The 14,077-nt window shown below is 62.5% G+C and carries 12 protein-coding genes and 1 pseudogene; 2 read left to right on the top strand and 11 right to left on the bottom strand.

What is annotated here, in order from left to right; all coding sequences use genetic code 11:
• Nucleotides 1-157 precede the first annotated feature (157 nt).
• Nucleotides 158-862: pseudogene (locus XI05_RS23315) on the top strand (GntR family transcriptional regulator); the annotation flags it as partial.
• A gap of 109 nt (nucleotides 863-971) precedes the next feature.
• On the opposite strand, the gene XI05_RS23310 reads toward XI05_RS23315, so the two are convergent.
• The 10 genes from XI05_RS23310 to otnK all read right to left on the bottom strand — a co-directional run bounded on the left by XI05_RS23310 (nucleotide 972) and on the right by otnK (nucleotide 12,082).
• A complete protein-coding gene (locus tag XI05_RS23310; RefSeq protein ID WP_271506063.1) occupies nucleotides 972-2,648 on the bottom strand; it encodes a N,N-dimethylformamidase beta subunit family domain-containing protein in 1,677 nt (558 codons plus the stop codon).
• Nucleotides 2,649-2,728: 80 nt separating this feature from the next.
• On the bottom strand, nucleotides 2,729-4,990 hold the full coding sequence (locus XI05_RS23305) for a N,N-dimethylformamidase beta subunit family domain-containing protein (RefSeq protein ID WP_271506061.1): 2,262 nt from the start codon (nucleotides 4,988-4,990) through the stop codon (nucleotides 2,729-2,731).
• Complete coding sequence (locus XI05_RS23300) at nucleotides 4,980-5,330, bottom strand: hypothetical protein (protein WP_271506058.1); 351 nt, start codon at nucleotides 5,328-5,330, stop codon at nucleotides 4,980-4,982. The genes XI05_RS23305 and XI05_RS23300 overlap by 11 nt, the downstream gene beginning before the upstream one ends.
• Nucleotides 5,331-5,373: 43 nt before the next feature.
• Nucleotides 5,374-6,441: an extracellular solute-binding protein gene (locus XI05_RS23295; RefSeq protein WP_271506050.1), complete on the bottom strand. Its 1,068-nt coding sequence runs from the start codon at nucleotides 6,439-6,441 to the stop codon at nucleotides 5,374-5,376.
• A gap of 32 nt (nucleotides 6,442-6,473) precedes the next feature.
• Nucleotides 6,474-7,268, bottom strand: coding sequence for an ABC transporter permease (locus tag XI05_RS23290; RefSeq protein WP_271506047.1), 795 nt, complete (start codon nucleotides 7,266-7,268; stop codon nucleotides 6,474-6,476).
• The gene (locus XI05_RS23285) at nucleotides 7,265-8,095 is read right to left on the bottom strand and encodes an ABC transporter permease (protein ID WP_271506413.1); all 831 of its coding nucleotides are present in this window, start codon (nucleotides 8,093-8,095) and stop codon (nucleotides 7,265-7,267) included. Before XI05_RS23285 ends, XI05_RS23290 begins: the two co-directional genes overlap by 4 nt.
• Nucleotides 8,096-8,139: 44 nt before the next feature.
• Entirely contained in the window at nucleotides 8,140-9,249 is a 1,110-nt protein-coding gene (locus tag XI05_RS23280; protein WP_271506411.1) for an ABC transporter ATP-binding protein, read from the bottom strand.
• 100 nt (nucleotides 9,250-9,349) lie between these two features.
• Complete coding sequence (locus tag XI05_RS23275; RefSeq protein WP_271506045.1) at nucleotides 9,350-10,138, bottom strand: shikimate dehydrogenase family protein; 789 nt, start codon at nucleotides 10,136-10,138, stop codon at nucleotides 9,350-9,352.
• A gap of 13 nt (nucleotides 10,139-10,151) precedes the next feature.
• Nucleotides 10,152-10,799: a class II aldolase/adducin family protein gene (locus XI05_RS23270; protein ID WP_271506043.1), complete on the bottom strand. Its 648-nt coding sequence runs from the start codon at nucleotides 10,797-10,799 to the stop codon at nucleotides 10,152-10,154.
• Entirely contained in the window at nucleotides 10,796-12,082 is a 1,287-nt protein-coding gene (otnK, locus tag XI05_RS23265; RefSeq protein ID WP_271506040.1) for a 3-oxo-tetronate kinase, read from the bottom strand. Before otnK ends, XI05_RS23270 begins: the two co-directional genes overlap by 4 nt.
• A 650-nt stretch (nucleotides 12,083-12,732) precedes the next feature.
• Between otnK and XI05_RS23260 the strand changes: the two genes are divergently transcribed.
• The gene (locus XI05_RS23260) at nucleotides 12,733-13,503 is read left to right on the top strand and encodes a hypothetical protein (protein ID WP_271506034.1); all 771 of its coding nucleotides are present in this window, start codon (nucleotides 12,733-12,735) and stop codon (nucleotides 13,501-13,503) included.
• Between the two features lie 37 nt (nucleotides 13,504-13,540).
• Here the strand turns inward: XI05_RS23260 and XI05_RS23255 are convergent, their stop codons facing one another.
• Nucleotides 13,541-14,077 carry a tetratricopeptide repeat protein gene (locus tag XI05_RS23255; RefSeq protein WP_135166076.1) on the bottom strand — a complete coding sequence of 179 codons (537 nt, stop codon included), beginning with the start codon at nucleotides 14,075-14,077 and terminating at the stop codon, nucleotides 13,541-13,543.

Here is a 14,077-nt window from a genome sequence, read left to right as displayed (position 1 = left end):
TCCAGTTCTGATATATCATATATTATGTTGTCGGCTACAAGGGAATTGTTGCTTTGCCGGCCCGGACCCGTAGACCTCGTATCAAAGGCTAGGGTCCGGATCCGACCCCGTATCGGCGCGGATTGCCGAAACAGCCCAGACCTTGCGGGGACCGAGAATGGTTGACGTTGAACGGAGAGATGGCGAGGGCGGCGTGGGTCCGATCGCGCGCGACAGCCTGACAAGCCTGGTCTACAACAATCTGCGCCAGGCGCTGATGGAAGGCCGGTTCTGGCCGGGCCATCGCTTCAAGATTCGCGACCTTGCCGCGACCATGAACGTGTCGGAGACGCCGATTCGCGAAGCCCTGATGCAGCTCGTGCGCGGCCGCGCGCTCGAGATGCAGGCGGGACGCTCGATCATGGTCGCCCACATGACCGCCAAGCAGTATATCGAGCTCAGGACCGTCAGGCTGTTTCTCGAGGGACTTGCCGCCGAGCACGCAACCACGCGCATCTCGGACGCCGACATCGACAGGATGGAGGCCACTCACCGCGAGCTGATCAGCGCGGAGAAAGAGCACAGATGGTCCGACGCGGTTCGCGCCAACTGGCAATTCCACCGCGGTCTCTATGATGGATCGGGGCTTCCCGAAGTACTCGCCATCCTCGACGATATCTGGATGCGGAACGGACCCTTGTTGAATTTCCATTATCCGCACGCCCCCCCAACCTATCCAAACGAACATCAGCACCTGTCCGTTCTCAAGAATCTGCGGCAGCGCCGGCCGGACAAGGTTCGCGAGTCGATCCAGGCGGACATGATGGAGGGCGGCCAGAATCTCGTCCGGTTGCTGGAAAAGCATGGCGGCACGCGCTTCATGACACCCGAGACGGCCATCGACGAAGACGTCGATATTGAAGCGACGAAGACGCGCGCTGCACCACCTGCCAAGGCAGCACGCGCGAAATCCAGGCGTCGCTGAAAGTTGCTCACGCGGAGCGAGGCGCAGTGAAGCGATCGAGGACGTTGCGGGTGATCCGCTGCGTGTACGGATCGCCGCGCTTCAGCCCCATCACCCATTCGCAGCTCGCGGCTGTCAGCACCTCGCCCTTGCCGCGGGTCATGTGCACCATCATGCCGGAGCCGTATTTGTAGCGGGCCAGATCCTCGGGCGTGACCTCGCCGGTGATGCACTCCACCAGGCCTTCGTGGTCGCTGTTGCGGATGTAATAGCGGAAGCCCTCACCCTGCGGCTCGTCTTCGGCCAGGACGGCCGGCGCCATCGCCAGAATCTGAATGGTCTCGGGCTGCCCCTCGGCCGGGACTGGAAAAGGAAGCCCGTTGCGGAACGTGTAGTCCAGCCCGTCGACCTCGTAGGCAAAGATGTGCTGCTTGTCGCCGAAGATGTCGGCATAGTGTAGTCCTGTGCCGGCAAACGCCCAATGCTCCGGGCGATAGACCGTAAAGCCTCGTTGGCCGTTCGGCGCGAATCCGCCCCAGGAGGCGTAGAGGCCGTGCGCACCGTTCACGCCGACCGTCGAGGCGCCGGGCCAACGGACGTTGCGATCTTCCCAGGCGGACGTCATCAGGCGCGCGCGGTCCGTGCCGACGATCGGGTCCTTGTGGATGGCTTTGAACTTGTAGCAGACTTGGCGCTTGCCATCGTCCTCGAGCCGGATCTGCCACAGGAAGTTGGCGCCGAAGCGCGCGAGCCGCCCGCCGCCCTCCACATAGCGCTCGATCGCCTCGCGCATCTCCCATGTCCAGTACTCGTCATGGCCGATGATGGTGACGCAAGGGTAGGCCTCGAGCAGCTCGGGCCGGTAGTGAAGATCGGTCTGCGTGATCATGTCGAGGGCGTAGCCTTCCTTCTCCACCCAGAGCACGAAGTGCCGATCGAACTGGGCCCAGCCCGCTGCCGCGTAATATTGGCCAAAGCCGTTGGAGAACGCCCACTCCTTCATCTGATAGCGTGGCGCGTCGCCCATCTCGGGCGCGGGATTGGCGCAGATGCGCGGTGCGCCGGGCGGCAGCCAGACCACGCCGCGCGTCCATGGCCGCTGCAGTGACAACACCGGCGACGGCTCGTCCCTGTCAGGACCTTCGACGCCGAAATAATGATTGGCACCGCCGAAATCATTGTAGGCGGTCCAGGTGCCCGTCGGCAGGATCATCAGTATCTTCGCGCGCCGCGTTTTCTCGGTCGGGCGCACGACGAAGAAATGATGCTGGACGAAGCGGGCCCCATTCGCTCGCTCGCACGACGAGACGACGCGATAGAAGCCCGAGCGCAGATCCGGCGGCAACGTCCAGCGATGAACGACGGGCCAGTTGCAGCCATTGCGATAGGCATCGGACGGCGTAGCCGCGAACACGCCGTCAAGCGCATCGACCTCATGCACCATCTCGGGCTCGAGACCGTCGCGATAGATCTGCAACCGCCAGGCCTTTGCGGTCGCGGAGGAGCGAAAGACAACTTCGTCTCCCGGGTCGTAAGACATCGCATCGGTGTAGGTGTAGACTTCCGCGACGGCGGGATCGCCGCGCGGAAGCTCATACCAGGGCTGGCTGGCCCAGTGCTCGTCCGCATGCATCGGACGCGCCTTGCGGGGAGCGACGTTGAAGGATCCCAATTCCGGCGGGTGAAACTCAGGCTTGTCCGACATGACAGCCTCCCTGGTTCGAGAAGCCATCTCTGACAACGAGATGGTAATTTTGCATGTTGGGCCGAAATCGAGGCCGCAGTCTAGGTCTTGGCAGGCATGACGAACGGCCTTGGATCGAGAAAGCGATTCACGACGTTCAACGTGATGGTGCTGATGTTGTTGTCGTAATTGTTGTGACCCAACGACATGCCGTAGGTGATCGATCCCGTCGCAAAGACGGCGCCGCCATGGGCGGTCTCGAAGAACACCATGTCGGCGCGCACCAGCGCATTCTGCGTGCCGTCGAGTCCGTCGACCACGGTGCGAAACTCCTCCGGCGTGGGCAGCGCGCCCGCGCCCAATCCGTCCGAAGTCGCGATCCGCAAGGCATGCGGCGGCGTTCCGAGCTCGAGATCGTACCGGTCGATCTCGCTGCCGACGGCACCATTGTAGCGAAATCCAAAATCACCGAACTTCTCGTGACGGCCCGTGCCCTCGAAGATAAACGCGACGCGCGCATCCTCGCTTTCTGCGGTGCGCAGATAGTAGCCGCAGGTATCGTTGATCATGGCCGAGAACCCGACGCCGACCAGCTTTTGCGGCGCAAAGCCCGAATGCCGCCACAGCGAGCCCGGCTCGCCGGTGCCGGCAAGATGCACTTCGCCCGGCTCCGATTCCCAGGTGCGCGTTCCGGCCATGCCGCGTCGAACCTCGAGCGCGGCCGGCGCGGCCGGGTGAAAGCCGCAGCGCCAATAGAATGCGTTGCCTCCCATCGAGATATGCCGCCCGCCGGCGTTCTGATACGCCATGATCGCGTTCATCATGTTGAAGCTGTAATATTCGGGATGGGTCGGCGTCATCATGACCCGGTAACGGGCGAGCGCCCGCGCTCCTTCCCGGTCAAGCTCGACATCCGTGATCAGATCATAGGCGATCCCCTTCTCCTCAAGCCAGTCGAGGATGTGGGTGTCGTTGATCAAATTGAACCAGTAGCCGCGCGGACGCATGTTGAGGACGGGCCGCAGCCAGGAGCTGTACGCCCGCCCCGAGCCGTCGACATGGCAATCGTAGGTCGACTGGCCGATCTCCGGGTTCTCCTGCATGAAGACGTCATCTTGCGGCAACCACAGAACGTGCTCCATCAGCGTTTCGAAGTGAACCTGATAGAGACGCAGCGCGCTGTTGGCATAAGCCAGATATGTCGCGACCGAAGCGACCAGGACGAGATCCGCGCGTCTGGACCCCTTGCCCGGCGTCACGAAGAAGGTGACGTAGCTTTCGCAGTCCCGGTCGGGATTGTCGCCACCTGACGTCAGCCGGAGCGCATAGACTCCGGATCGCCAGTGGGCTGGCACGTCGAGCGTGCAAGTTGTCTGCCACTCGCAATCGTAGATGTCGTCGCTGTGGAAATGAATCGCCGCATATTCCTGCGGCGACAGCCGCCAGTCGTGGACGGAGCCAGACCAGTGAAAGCCGGTGACGCCCCTGCGGGGCAACTGGCGGAGGCTGCCATGCAGGCCGTTCGGCGAAAGGTCCTTGATCGACAGTGACGAGATTCCGTTCGAGAAATCCCAGAAGGCGACAAGCCCGGCATCGCTTGCTCCCGTTCGCTGCCGGCCGTCGAACACGCGTAGCGCCTCTGCGTCCAACGGACACGAAAAGACGCGCGGAGCTTCGATCTTGCCGTCGAAGTGCGAGGTATATTGGCGATCACCATTGGCATGATGGGCCGCGATCAGGAACGGCAGGCCGGAATCGAGCGCGGGCGCTTGCGGCAGGGCGAACGATTTCGAATGGGCCGCGGCCGGCCGAACGCCGTCCGCCGGAACGATCAGCGACAAGGAGGCCGATCCCCGCGCAAGGTCAAGCGCGCACGATACGAATGCCCAGACGCGCTGCCGTAGCTTGACGTCGAGGACAAAACGCGCCGGCGTACCGCTCACCTGGCCCAGCACCAGGACCAGTTGCCCCTCCTCGTCGAGCTCGAGCGCATAGCCGCGCGCCAAACGCTCGCACCAATTTCCCATCACGGCCTTGGCTTTGTCCGCGATCCGCGTCGGGTGCACATTGGCTCCGAAACACCAATGCGCGCCGGTCGGGACCAGCGCACCGTCGTGTTCAATGACGGCGTTGGATCCCGGGCGGATCGGTTGGTCGAGGCAGGCATGCTCACCGTCAATGGGGCTCGTCATCACCTCATATTTGAAGCCTGGGCCGTTGGTGTCGACATCGCCGCAGCGCAGCCTGAGCACCTCGACCTTCACGCTTCTCCGCTTGCTGCTGAGCTGGAATCTGACGGCCTCGCCTGCCGGGACACTGATGCGATCCGGATAGCCGAGATACTCGTTAGTCTTATAGATCACCGGAAATCTCCGCAGGCAGCGTCGTTCCCGTCATCTCTTGCCAGCGCAGCTTGAAGACATGCCACTCCGCTTCAACAAGTGAGGTGAAGACGCGATCATCGACGAAAGGCATCGGATCGCCCCGACGCTTGGGGATGCGCGACAGCTGCCAGGCCTTGCCAGGCTCGAGCACGATCAGAACAAGCCGCCCTTCCGGCTTGCCCCATCGCATCCGCGCCAACAGCTTGCGAAGTTCCGGACTATGCACGCCGAGCGGACTTGCGCGGAACTCCTTGACGAGATCGAGCCTTCCGGGATCGATCACGTAGCGCAGCGCGCCGGGGTCACTGGTGTGATCCATGGTCGGTCCTCACTTACAAGCGCAAGATGGCAGCTAATGCGGCTTAGCGGGTCAGCCAGGCCATCCACCGCTCACGCAGCTCGTTACGGTGTTCGCCGATCCAGGCGAAATCGGGCTTGACCAGCTTTTCGTAGTTCTCCGGTGAGGTCGCGTAGAGATTGCGCTCCTCCGGCTTCAACAGCTCGATGGCCGACTTGCTGGCGGTCGCATAGTTGACGGCGCGCATGAACGGCACGTGCGCGTCGGAGCTTGCATAGAAGAAGTCGAGATAGGCCATGGCGGCATTGAGGTCAGGCGCACCCTTGAGAACAGCCATGTAACCGGTGTCGCGAATGGCCTGGTCCCAAGACATCGCAACCGGCACGCCCTCCTTCACAACGGCGAGCGCGCGGCCCGAGTAGCTCATGGCCATAACGACCTCGCGGCTGCGCATGATCTGCTGCACCTGGTCCCCTGTCTTCCACCACACCGCAACATTGGGACGGATCTCGTCCAGCTTCTTGTAGGCGCGATTGATGTCCAGCGGGAAAAGCTGCTCCGGCTTGACGCCGTCGGCGAGCAGCGCGGCGACCGGAACCCACCAATCGCTGTCGCCGGTGTCTGGCAGCCCGCGCGGCCCGGGAAACTGCTTGACGTCCCAGAAGTCAGCCCATGTCTTGGGCGCCTTGGCCTTGAACGTTTCGGTATTGTAGGTGATCAGCATGCCGCCGGTCGTCCGGGCGACGCCGTAGGGCTGACAGGCGTCGGAGACGCCGAACTTCTGGACGCTGGGCAGTTTCGCACAGTCGATCTTCTCGAGCATGTCGGTGCGTCCGACCAGGTCGGGACCCGTTGCCGTGACGATGTCGAACTCCACCTTGCCGGTTCGCTGCATCGCCTTGGCGCGCGCCCACTGGTCGGGGACCTCGATCGCGACCGGGACGATTTCGACATTCTTGGCCTTGTTGAAGGGATCGTAGAAGTACTTCGCGAGGGTGTTGCCCATCAGGCCACCCGTCGTGGCAATCACCAATTGGTCTTCCAGTTTTTGAGCGGCAGCCGGCAACGCTCCACAAAGAACCGAAGCAAGCACGACAGCTGCCGAGTTCCACATCCAACCTGTTTTCAGCATCGACGATCTCCTCTCTGGTTCTCACTGGCTCGCTACCGGGTGACGCTGCGGGATCGGAGGACATGGGCCCCCAGCAGAATCAAAATGGATAAGACGATCAGCAGTGTCGCGATCGCGGGAATCACCGGCGTCAGGTTCTGCTCGATGTCCTCGAACATTCGGCGCGGCAGCGTCTTCTGGCGCACACCGGACAGAAAGAACGACACCACCGGCTCGTCGAAGGAGATGATGAAGGCGAACAGCGCACTGCTGGCGAGACTCGGCAGGACGAGTGGCAGCGTGACCAGGCGAAAGGCTTGGAAGCGTGTCGCGCCGCAGCTCATGGCGGCCGCCTCCAGGTTGGGATCGACCTTTCCCAACGCGGCGGCCATGGTGAAAACGACGAACGGCAAGGTGAGCACCGTGTGCGCCAGCACGAAGCCCGGAATGGTGCCGGAGAGACCGATCGTCTGAAAAAACAGATAGAGGCCGACAGCGAGCGCGATATGCGGCACAATGATCGGCCCGATCAGGAGGATCTGGAAGGCCGTGACCAGCCGGCTGCGGCCGCGGATCATTGCATAGGTCGCGGCCGTGCCCATGACCGACGCGAAAAGAGCGGTCAGCAAGGCGACCTGTACGCTGAGCCAGGTGGCGGCACGCCATTGCCTGCTGTCAAAATATTCCGCGTACCATTTCAGCGTGAAGCCGGACGGCGGAAATGCCAGATAGTCGTTCTGGCTGAACGACATTGGAATGACGATGACGAGCGGCACGATGATGAAGGCCAGCACGGCGTAGACATAGGCTCCCAGCGCGAGCGATCCGCGGTCGGTCGGCGGTTTCACGAGGCGTTCCCCATCAGCCGGTCGAACCGCAGCGTCTTGCTGAAGATGATCGCCAGCAGCGTCACGAATACGGTCAGTACCCCGACCAGCGCCGCAGCGAAGGGCCAATCGAGCACCTCACGGATCTGCTTCGAAACGAGCGTCGAGATCATCATCTCCTGCGGCGAGCCAAGCAGGGCGGGCGTGATGAAGAAGCCGATCGCGGTGAGAAACACGAGCAGCGAACCGGAGACGACGCCCGGCAGGCTCAGGGGAAGGATCACTTCCAGAAAGGCCCGCAGGCGCGTTGCGCCGAGCACGGCGGCCGCACGCCCATAGTCGTTCGGAATGCTGCGCAATGCGCCGTAGATCGGCAGGATCATGAACGGCAGAAGCACGTGGGTCATGGCGATGACCACGGCGCTCTGGGTATAAAGCAGCTTGAACGGCTGTGAGGTCAGGCCGAGCCCCATCAGCGCCGAATTGATCAGCCCGTTGCGCTGGAACAGGAATGACCAGGCGGCCGTGCGCACCAGGACGCTCGACCAGAGCGGCAGGATGACACAGACCGCGACAAGGGCGGCGACCGTCCCCTTCGCCCGGCTCATGTAATAGGCGACGGGGAAGCCGAGGATCACCGACAAGGCGGTCACCAGCGTCGCAGTCCAGAGCGTGCGCATCAGGACGCGCATGTGAACCGGATTCTCGACGACGCGCGCATAGTTGTCCAAGGTCGGATGCGGCTCGAGGATGCTGATCACCAGGAGCTGCAGGATCGGATAGACGAAGACGAAGGCGATGATGGCGAAGAACGGCAGGAGCAGCAGCAGCGTCGACAGGCCGCTCAGCCGGCGGCCGTCGGAATGCCAGAAATGCGATCGCCTCGCCTCCGTCACCGCCGCTTTCCCCGGTAGAGCAGCATCGCCTCCGTAGGGATAGTGAAGGACGCAACGTCACCCGGGGCCAAGGAGCTGAGCTGCGAGGCGCCGGGGATTCGTGCGCGCATCTCGGTGCCGTCAGGCAGACGTCCGATCAGAAGCAGGGCTGCCCCGGCATAGACGATGTCGCTCAGCGCCACAGTGATGACTTGCCCGGCGGGACCGGCGCCGAGCTGCAGCCGCTCGGGCCTCACGGCCAGCACCGCCGCCTCGCCGGCTGCAACCGGCTCGACGGCCGCCGTGGCCGGCAGGCACCATGTTTCACCCCAGGGCAGCGCCACAGAGATGCCGTCGCCGACACCTTGGACGGCAACGTCGACGAAATTCATCTCGCCGATGAAGCCGGCGGTGAAGAGATTCGCGGGCCTTTCGTAAAGCTGGCGCGCCGGCCCGATCTGCTGGATCTTGCCATCCCTCAGGACGGCGATCCGGTCGGCCATGGTCAGCGCCTCGCTTTGGTCGTGGGTGACGAAGATGACGGTGATGCCAAGCTCGGCGTGCAATCGCTTGATCTCGAGCTGCATGTCTTCCCGCAGATTCTTGTCGAGCGCACTGAGCGGCTCGTCCATCAAGAGGACGCGTGGCTGATAGACGATCGCACGCGCGAGCGCCACGCGCTGCTGCTGGCCGCCGGAAAGCTCATTCGGACGACGGTGGCCATAGCCTGCCAGACGCACGGTCGCGAGCGCGGCTTCGGCGCGTGCGTGACGCTCAGCTGTCCGGAGACCGCGCATCTTCAAGGGAAAGGCGACATTGTCGAGAATCGACATGTGCGGGAACAGCGTATAGTTCTGGAACACCATTCCCAGATTGCGCCTGTTCGAAGGGACATAAGTCAGGTCTTCGGAATCGACGTGAATGGTGCCGCTGGTCGGGAATTCGAATCCCGCAACGCTCATCAGGATCGTCGTCTTTCCGGAGCCGCTGGGTCCGAGCAGGGCGATGAACTCACCGGCAGCAATATCGATATCGACGCCATCGACGGCGGACACGGCACCGAAGCGCTTCTCCAAGCGATTGATGCGGATCGATGCGCCCGACGCCGATTGCCTGGCCGATGCAATGTTCACGGAGCCTCGCTTCCTTTCCGTCTGCCTTCGGGCGGCCCTTGCGTCCCATCCAAAGCCGCCCCAACGACTTCGATATAATATTTGATATATCAGGCTATCGCGCGATGAACCCTGCGACAAGGGCCATCTGCGCGTCGAGCATAGGCTTTCCGCCGACGACCTTTGCGCCCTGCGCAGCCGCCCTTGCAAGAAGCCGGGTCACTGCAGGATTGACGATAATGTCGCTGACGGTGGCGCCGGGACCGACACCTTCGATGTCGAGCGGAAGCGGATCATCCGGCTTCATGCCGAGCGACGTCGTATTGACGATGAGATCGAATGCGCGCGCCTCCGCGCGGCCGGCGCTCACGTTCGTGGCGGGATAATGCGCCACCACGGCAGCCGCAAGCGCACGAGCTTTCTCCTCATCCCGGTTCATGATCGTGAGTTCGCGCGCGCCGGCCTCCGCCAGTCCGAATGCAGTTGCACGCCCCGCGCCACCGGCACCGACCTGGAGCACTTTCCGGTCGCGCACCGCAACGTCATGCTGCGTGAGGCTGGCGATAAATCCCCTCGCATCCAGATTGTCGCCAACGAGGCGCCCTTCCGCCGTCCGCTTCACGAAATTGACCGCGCCAATCAGTCGCGCCGTCGGCGTGATCTCATCGAGATGCTCGATCACGCCGGTCTTGTGCGGGATCGTGACGCCGAAGCCGAAGACGTTGCGCATGAGCCTGATGCTTGCGACGACCTGGCCGAGATCGCCCGGCAGGACGTGGATCGGCGACACCGCCAGATCCTCGCCAATCGATCCGAAATAGGCATTCATGACCGCACTCGCCCGCACATGATCGATCGGGTCGGCGAGCACGAACATGATCTTGGTCTTGCCGGTGATCTCCATGGACTAGTCCTTCTCAGGCCGGCAGAGCAGCGCGGCCGTAACTGCCATAACGCTCGACCACCCGCGCCATTTCGTCGTCGGCAAGGATCGCGGGTGCGCCGGCCTGACAGGCGAGGAGATACTGCCGGGCAAGGGTTTCGAGCTTCACGGTGAGGTCGAAGGCCGCCTGCAGCCCTGTGCCGACGGCAATCATCCCGTGGTTCGCGAGCAGGCAGGCCTTGCGCTGCTTCAGCGCCGCGACGGCGCCGTCGGCGAGAGCCCTGGTGCCGAACGTGGCGTAGGGTGCGCAAGGCACATCGTTGCCACCAAAACTGGCGACCATGTAGTGGAATGCCGGGATTGGCTTTGCGAGGCAGGACAGCGCGACGCAGCAATCGGCATGGGTGTGCACCACCGCGTTCACTTGCGGATAGGCGTTGAGGATCGCCAGATGCATGTGCCACTCACTGGAGGGCAAGCCGTCTCCAACCACCGTCCCGTCGCGCTTCAAATGGACGAGTCCGTCGATGGTCGTGTTGCTGCTATTGCCGCCGGTCGGCGTGATGAGAATGTCTTCTTCGATGCGAGTGCTGACGTTTCCGCTGCTGCCGTGATTGAAGCCCTTGGCCTCGAGGCGCGCCACGATATCCAGCACGGATTGCCTGAGTTCGCGTTCCTTCAATTGGCTGCCTCCGGATTCAACATTGCTTCGAGCGTCGTCGCGAACAGATCAACGGGGCCCAACTTTCCGGACTTCAGACAGAGGGCCAACGGATCCCCATCTTCTGTCACCGCAGTCCCGATGCCGGGTCCACCATAGGGACCGACCTGCAAACGCCGAATGCCGAGCTGCTCGACGATCGCACCAGAGGTCTCGCCACCGGCCACGACGAAGCGCCGTACGCCGACACTGCGAAGAGAGACAGCGAGTCGACCAAGAATGGCTTCGGCGAGCTTCGCCGCGCCTTCACGACCGTATCGCTCCTGAACCATCTTGACGGCTTCCGGCGTGTCCGAAGTGGCAAAGCCGATAGGACCATTCCGCAGCCGCGGCCGCGCCCAGTCGAGCGCATCGCCAACCGTCGCCGCCACATCTTCAGCGTTCAGAAGATTGATGCGAAGCAAGGGATGGCTCTTCTGGAATTCAGCAAGTTGCTCCAACGTCCGCTCGGCGCAACTCCCGGCGAGAACCACGCCGCCGCCACCAACCGCGCGCAAGCCGGGCGGTCTCCTGGCGGCGGGGATGAGCCCCCGCGCCTTCCAGATGTCCGGATAGTGCTGCACGATCGTCGCATTGCCCGTCATCAGCTTCCAATCGCAGGTGAGCGTGGCGAGCGTATCGAGATCCCGATCGTAGATCGCATCTGCAATGAAGTAGCGGATACCCTGTGCCGCCGCTTCCGCGATCGTGCGTCCGGCCGAGTCCGCGCCGGCGTTGACCTGCGAATGCACCAGAAGACCAACCCTGGTCCGCGTCTGGCGCTGCAGAACCCGGACCAGATCGGGATCGGTCATCGGCGTCAGCGGATCATTGCGTTTCGGCGAGTCCGAGATCAGCTCGGTGCCGAGAAAGAGATGACCGTTGTAGACGGTTCTTCGAAGAGCGGGAGAAGCCGGGCAAAAGGCGGTGTATTCTGCGCCGGTCAGCTGCATCAGCAGGTCGGAGACCGGGCCGATATTTCCCTGGTCGGTGGAATCGAACGTCGCACAATATTTGAAGAAGATCTGCCTCGCGCCCCGCGCAAGCAGCGCCCGTGCCGCCCTCGCCGTCATGCTGACGGCTTCGCTCGCGGGGATCACCCGCGTCTTCTGCGCGACCACGATAGCCGGCACATCGCCGCAGCCGCGAACGAGATCGGGGTCGGTGACAAATCCGCATTCGATGCCGGCAGCGACCAGCATCGCGGCCGTTTCCATGCCGCCGGTCAAATCGTCCGCCACCACCCCGAAGATAAGCTTCGTCATGCGTCCCGCAGATCTCGAGTAGATCGTCTGCGAACTTTGATACATGATATATCAAATATGGGCAAGACTCCACGAGGTAAAAGGTCCCGGAGTGCGGCTGGCAAGATGGCGGAGAGCGAGAGTCGAACCGACGTGTCGCGACCACAGACTTCGGACATGTGAGACCGCGCCGGCTCTCGTCCGCCGCCTGTGCACACACCGCCTCTAACGACGAGCACGTGATCGATCTGCTCAAACGGAAGGGGCGAAAATAATGAAACGAAGGAAGGTTCGCAGGGCAATCTGGCCGCGGGAAAGGTCGCACGAGAGCCGTTTCGGGCTCGGCAGTTCTTCCCGCAATTCATTGAAGAAGATCGCTCTCGCGATGGTGGGCGCACCAGGGCTCGAACCTGGGACTCGCTGATTAAGAGGCAGCCTCGGGTTGAGAACAATCGATGAACTTACTGGTCGCAGCATCCGCGTGGTCGGAGCATCCGCGGGGGTGAACCCTGGCATCTAGTTGGCGGCCTATCTCTTGAAACTACTCTTAGAGCAGCTCACGGGGCGGTTTGGAGCCTTTTCCGTTCCGATTGATCGAGTCCTCGGGTACCCTATTCTAGCTGCATCGGCGGAACTGCTGAAGTTGATGGATGGCCGCATGGAGAGCGGAGATGAGCCGGCTCGATAAGCAGATGGATCCCTTCCACCCTGCTGCTCATCTGACAACGGCGGATCGCGTCCCTGAGAATCGAGGGCTTGAGCAAGTCGACACGGCGTCGTTCGTTGATCCAGCCCGAGAGCAAGCCGCCTCGTCGGCCGCTCATTTTGGGTCAGGCCAGGCGGCGACCGGCGTCACGGGATCTCCCAATTGGATCGACCGAGCACGACGCATCTGGCGGCGCCATCTCCAGCGCGATCAACTCCCCCGGACGACCGGAGGGTCGATGGGAAACTTCGAGCGGTGGTTGATCGCACTGCTGAGCGTCGGCTTCGTAGTGAGTTGCGTTTGCGCGATCATTGTCATCATGCAGGTCAACGCGCGCAAATTGGAGATCGCAACACTGCAACGTGATATCATCGCGCTCAAGCTACGCGTAGCCAGGCTCGATCAGATCGCAAGCGCCAATGAGATCCGCGAAAAGGCAAGCAGTGGAACACCCAGGCCGCCGTCGGAGACCCAACCTGACCAGGCTCCGCTCATCCTGTCACGTGAAGAGATTCAGCTTATCCGAGACCATATCAAGCCTGCACCAGTTACGGGCCCCGCGACTGAAGCGATAAGGGTCGGCGATCCCGTCGCGGGAGAAACCGTTCCCTTTCCCTCTCCGATCACGGAGAAGGTGCGGAAACTGCTCGGCGCAAGATTTACCATTCGCAATGGCGTTGTTGTCATCGTCCGCAGCGGCAGCCGTCACGCTGATGCTGTGATCGGGCCAAATTGACGAGAACTGGCCGCGATCGCAGTAGCCGACCGCCGCCTTAAGGCTGGTTGTTTGGTGGTCTTTCAATGAACCGCCGGCTGCCATTGAGAAGCTCGAGGTTATTGGCGATGACCGGGTTGCCTGGATCGAGCGAATAAGCCTTCTCAAACTTTCGGCGCGCCGCACTCAGATTGCCGCGCAGCATGTACGAATATCCCTGGTCATTCAGGACTTGCACAGTTTCGCCGCCGAGCCGGATCGCTCGGGCATAGGCCTGGTCAGCAAGGTCGAAACGACGCAGCTTGTCGTAGCTCGCCGCGAGCCCAATCCAGGCCGTGACGTCCTTGGGTGATTTCTCGACGGCGTCCTTGAAATAGCGCTGTGAGAGTCCGTAACTGCCCCGATTGTAATGCTCCAGACCCAGCCGCACGGGCTCGTCCGACGGGTAGTACTTGACGTCGGTCGGCTCCTGCACCGGATCCCCGCCCGGTGGCTCGACCGGAGCCACGATGGCAGCCTCCCGCGTGGTATAGTCACATGCCGCAAGGCCTGGCGCCAGCCAGCAACAGGTCAGCAGTAAAATGGCACGTCGCAT

Origin of the sequence: Bradyrhizobium sp. CCBAU 11357 (genome assembly GCF_028128865.1) — a bacterium.
Taxonomy (GTDB): Bacteria; Pseudomonadota; Alphaproteobacteria; order Rhizobiales; family Xanthobacteraceae; genus Bradyrhizobium.
The sequence above is the reverse complement of the archived record's forward strand: the minus strand, read 5'-3'. Positions and strand labels throughout refer to the sequence as shown.

Coding starts and splice junctions, on each gene's coding strand:
- XI05_RS23310 (WP_271506063.1), bottom strand. CDS start 2,648: ATGTCGGACAAGCCTGAGTTTCACCCGCCGGAATTGGGATCCTTCAAC.
- XI05_RS23300 (WP_271506058.1), bottom strand. CDS start 5,330: ATGGATCACACCAGTGACCCCGGCGCGCTGCGCTACGTGATCGATCCC.
- XI05_RS23295 (WP_271506050.1), bottom strand. CDS start 6,441: ATGCTGAAAACAGGTTGGATGTGGAACTCGGCAGCTGTCGTGCTTGCT.
- XI05_RS23275 (WP_271506045.1), bottom strand. CDS start 10,138: ATGGAGATCACCGGCAAGACCAAGATCATGTTCGTGCTCGCCGACCCG.
- otnK (WP_271506040.1), bottom strand. CDS start 12,082: ATGACGAAGCTTATCTTCGGGGTGGTGGCGGACGATTTGACCGGCGGC.
- XI05_RS23260 (WP_271506034.1), top strand. CDS start 12,733: ATGAGCCGGCTCGATAAGCAGATGGATCCCTTCCACCCTGCTGCTCAT.
- XI05_RS23255 (WP_135166076.1), bottom strand. CDS start 14,077: ATGCGACGTGCCATTTTACTGCTGACCTGTTGCTGGCTGGCGCCAGGC.